Raw genomic sequence first — 4,272 nt, 5'->3', positions numbered from 1 at the left:
GACGTGCCGCCGGCGCTGGCACTCGCCGAACGTGACCCTTCGATCAGCGGAAGCGAATTACTGTCGGCCATTGCGACCGCTATGGTGACCTGGCCCCCATTTCGACCGGACAGTCGGCCTAACGCGGGAGGCTTTGGGGATATCCTCAAGCACAGGCTTATGGCTGACGACTATCGACGGATTGAACTGATCACCGGTGAGGTACGGCGCCGACACCAGGTTGCAGATGTATGGACGCGGAAAACTCGACCTCCTGCAAGCCCGGTTACTCGGTGCGGCATGAATGCAACTTCATCGAGATTGCGTCAGACCCATTCTGCACGCTGGTTCACACCATGTATATAAGCAGATCTACTACTGATGGTATCTTGGAAGTGTTCGAGATCTGTGGCACGTTAAATAGTCGACCGTGAACAATCTTGATCGCTAAGCGGCAAGCTGCTTCGGCCGGTTCAGGAACGCGGCGATGAAGAGCTACAAAAACGTCTTCAGCCACCTGAGCAGGAGGGAGAAGTTGTAGCCGGCTGCGGCCAGGATGGCGTTGATCGCATCACCTTGGGTGTGAGCGAGGTAATTGCGGCCCATTCTGTGTTCGTCTTGATGTGGCCGATCACCGGCTCGACGGCCGATCGCCGCCGCATCTGGCGCTTGATGGCCGGTGTCACGCGGCGCTTCTGACCAGCGGTGAAGACCCTGAACTTATGGCTTTGTGGCGCGTTGTGGCCGCGGTAGCCGGCATCGGCGAGGATGCGCTGCGTTTCGGATCCGATGATGCATGTCCGGGATGACCGTTGCCAGGGTATGGCCGTCATAGGGGTTCCCGGGGAGCGCCATGGCGTGCAGGGCGAACTGGCCACCCTTTGAGCGCTTCAGCGTCGTCGCCACCGACACCTTCACCCCGAACTCGTAGGGCGCATGCGCCTTGCCCTTACCGATGCACTCGACCTGATGGGCATGCAGGCTGTAGATCTTGCGGCCGCGCTGGCGCTGACGCTGCTCGAGAACGGTGGAGGCCTGGTAGAGCGGCCACTTGAAGATCGCGTCCAGCTCCGCGTCGCCGGCGATCTGACGGGAGATGTCGCGGACGGTGCGCCCCAGGTAGGTCCTGGGCCTGCGCAGGGCCTTGTTGGCCCGCTTGAATTGCTTGGCGTGGGCGTAGCGCTGATACATGATCAGCGCTGTTTGCCGACCCGGACATAGGACTGACGCAGGTCGAGCCCCGTCTTCTTCGCCTGCCGGACGAGCCGCTCGCGGGCGCGATGGATGAGCTTGGCGTCGGTCGGGAACATGACGTTCTTGGGTTGAACCGTCGTGTCGACAATGACCCGGCGCGTATCCTGCGGCTTCATCGCGCCGGTCTTGACCGCAATGCTGAGGCTTTCCTGCAGCAGCACCATGATCCGCTCCTCGCCCATGCGGCTCCGCCAGCGCGTTATCGACGAGCGGTCGAACGGCAGCTCGTGGCGGAAGAATTCCTCGCCGCACAGATATTGAAAATACGGGTTCTCGATCCAGCGTGCGCACAGCGCCTCGTCCGACAGGTTGAAGGTGTGCTTGAGGATCGCCAGCCCCGCCATCAGCCGCGTCGGCAGCGGCGGCATGCCCATTCGCGGAGCCTGATCCAACTCACATTCGGTCGCCGTTTATTCCGGCCGCACCAATATCCCGCGTTCGGCGGGCTGAGCCCAGGATGACGGGACCATTCTGTGGAACGGCATTTTTTGCCAACGCTCACTCGGTCGTCAGCGATCCGCCAGGGTTCATGAGGCTACGGTAGATTTCAGAAAGATGAAGTGGTGGACGTCTTATGCGTTTTTCATAACGGCACCTTCGATCACGACCCTAGAGGTCACGTACTTCCACAGGGCGACCAGCAGCTTGCGCGCCAGCGCAACGATGGTTGTTTTCTTCATGCGCCCCCGTTGCATTCGACGCGTGCCTTGAACCATTTTGCCAATGCCGAGTCCGGTTGGTGCCGCAACCATAGCCAGGCCAGTTGGATCAGCGTTGTTCGCAATCTTGGATTGCCCGCCTTTGATACGCCTTGCTCCCGGTCGATCGAGCCGCTTTGCCAGGGCGTCGGCGCGAGGCCGGCATAGGTGGCGACTTGACGGCGGTTGTCAAAATGCCGGAACAGTCCTTCCGACCAAAGGATGTTGACGAATTCCGCACCGAGTCCTTTGATCTCAAGCAGCATCGTGACCGGCGCAGGCTTCATGCTGTCAGCGGTCTGCGCCGCGATGGCGCATCGCGTTCATCCTCGATGAACTTGATCTGATTGATGACCAGTTCCAACCGGTCCAGCTCCCGGCTGATCTGGGCCTTCATGTGCTGTGGCAGCGTATGTCCATCTCCCGTCCGCAACTTGCCACCCCTCGCCGCTCTCCCCATCTACGCCAGTGCGCGCGATCCCTCATGAATTATCCGCGCTAGTTTAGCCCGCCGCCAGACCAGCAACTCCCAGATCCTCCTCAGGCGCTAGCCCAGCGTTGCAGATCCTTCGCATAAATATACACAATCTTTGCAACCGCAAATCGCCGGCGATGGTACTTTCAGTTCTGAGGTCAGGCACAGCCGAACGGCCTGATGCCGACTTTTGCTCCTGCAGGTCGCAGGGACACAACGTAGGAGACAGCCAATGGCAAGGAAAGCGCTCATACTGATCGAAGGTCACAGGGGTAATGGTCAGCTCTATGTCCAAGCGGCTCAGCGTCTTGGTCTGCATCCGATTACACTGTCGGCTGATCCGACTCAGTACGAATATCTTGCAGCGGAAAACCTTGAGGCAATCCGTGTCGATACAGACAATCTCCATGCGCTAGTCCAAGAATGTTCCCGGCTGCAGGCAACGTTTGGCATTGCCGGCATTACCGGCTTTGCCGGCGACGACGAGTCGGTCTCTGCGACAGTTGGTAAGCTCTGCCGGTATTTTGATCTACCGGGTCCCAACCCCGCGTCGATTGAACAATGCTACGACAAATTCGTTCAACGTCAGCTCCTCGCAGAGGCCGGCGTTGCAATACCTGCTTATCGCCTGGCAGCGAATCCGACGGACGTAGAAAGCTCGGCTGCCGAGATCGGCCTTCCGGTGATTGTTAAGCCAGCCGTCGGCAGTGGCAGCATGGGTGTCCGATTGTGCCGCAGCATCGATGAGTTGGCCGAACATACGGCCTATCTGTTGGAGGGGAAGCACATATGGCGGTCTCCGCCAAGAGTGCTGGTCGAAGAATTCGCAGAAGGCCCTGCGTATGTCGCTGCAGTAATGGGACATGAGGTCGTTGGGATTGCCGCCGCTGACTACCATCCGCCACCGCACTTCGTCTATCGAGGGTCCACTCTTCCGGCCCCGCTCACTGATGAGGAGCATGAGCGTATCGCCGATGTTTCGCTGAGCTGTTTGCCAGCTCTCGGCCTTGGCTGGGGGCCAAAGAGTATTGAGCTCCGGTGGACCAAACGTGGCCCAGTCGTCATTGAAGTCAATCCGCGGCTTAGTGGTGCGCCCATGCCTCTACTGATTAAGCTGGCTTACGGTGTCGATCTTATTACCGAGCACATCAAGCTTGTCATCGGCGTTGAACCGAACTTGCGCAAAAGAGAATCACAGATTGCGGTTGCGCAATTTCTTGTTGCTGATAGCGATGGCACCCTCGATTGGATTGATGGCGCCAGCCGGGCAGCTGCTCTAACAGGTGTCGCCGAGGTCAGATTGTATGTTAAGTCTAAGGCGCCGATCGTCAGAAAAGGCGATTACCGGGACTGCATTGGGCATGTCGTCGCCGCTTCACCCAGCCATGCTCAGACGGAAGCGATAGTGCAGCGTGCCGTTGGCTCAATCGATTGGTCGATCACACCATTTCCGGCTCTTGGCGAACAGGAACAATCTGCGGCCCCCCCACCCCTCCACACCAGCGCAGGTGGCGCGTGACGTCGCCGAACATTGGTGCGATTGAGAGCACTAACCGGGTTGATGCACGGCGTTGAACGTCCCAACCAAAGTTTAATACTAATGATGGTTTCGATGCAGCCCAATCACTAGCAATTGAAAAGAGCTACTGGATCTAAGCACAACGGAGTACGACAATGACCACGCTACCACAAATTTCACTTGCGAAACTGGCAGCCGATGCAACGCGGCACGACGAGCGCGAGCGCCTACGCATGGCTGCGAGGAGTACGGGTTCTTCTATCTTGTCGAGCACGGCATCCCGAAGGAACAGATCGCACAAGCCATCGAGGCTTCCCGGCGGTTCTTCGCGTTGCCACAGTCGATCA

The 4,272-nt window shown here is 58.7% G+C and carries 2 protein-coding genes and 2 pseudogenes; 2 read left to right on the top strand and 2 right to left on the bottom strand.

The features are described from left to right. Nucleotides 1-474 precede the first annotated feature (474 nt). A pseudogene (locus NKH43_RS35105) lies at nt 475-1,604 on the bottom strand (IS5 family transposase); the annotation flags it as partial. Between the two features lie 201 nt (nt 1,605-1,805). Then, nucleotides 1,806-2,385 (bottom strand): annotated as a pseudogene (locus NKH43_RS35100) (transposase); the annotation flags it as partial. Between the two features lie 253 nt (nt 2,386-2,638). On the opposite strand from NKH43_RS35100, the gene NKH43_RS35095 reads away from it, so the two are divergent. Both NKH43_RS35095 and NKH43_RS35090 read left to right on the top strand, forming a co-directional pair. Continuing rightward, a complete protein-coding gene (locus tag NKH43_RS35095; RefSeq protein WP_352862037.1) occupies nt 2,639-3,925 on the top strand; it encodes an ATP-grasp domain-containing protein in 1,287 nt (428 codons plus the stop codon). Nucleotides 3,926-4,052: 127 nt separating this feature from the next. Continuing rightward, nucleotides 4,053-4,272, top strand: a 220-nt coding sequence (locus tag NKH43_RS35090) for a 2-oxoglutarate and iron-dependent oxygenase domain-containing protein (protein WP_502906544.1), incomplete at its 3' end; no start/stop codon positions are given.

This window comes from Mesorhizobium sp. M1163 (genome assembly GCF_040318415.1).
Lineage (GTDB): Bacteria > Pseudomonadota > Alphaproteobacteria > Rhizobiales > Rhizobiaceae > Mesorhizobium.
The sequence above is the reverse complement of the archived record's forward strand: the minus strand, read 5'-3'. Positions and strand labels throughout refer to the sequence as shown.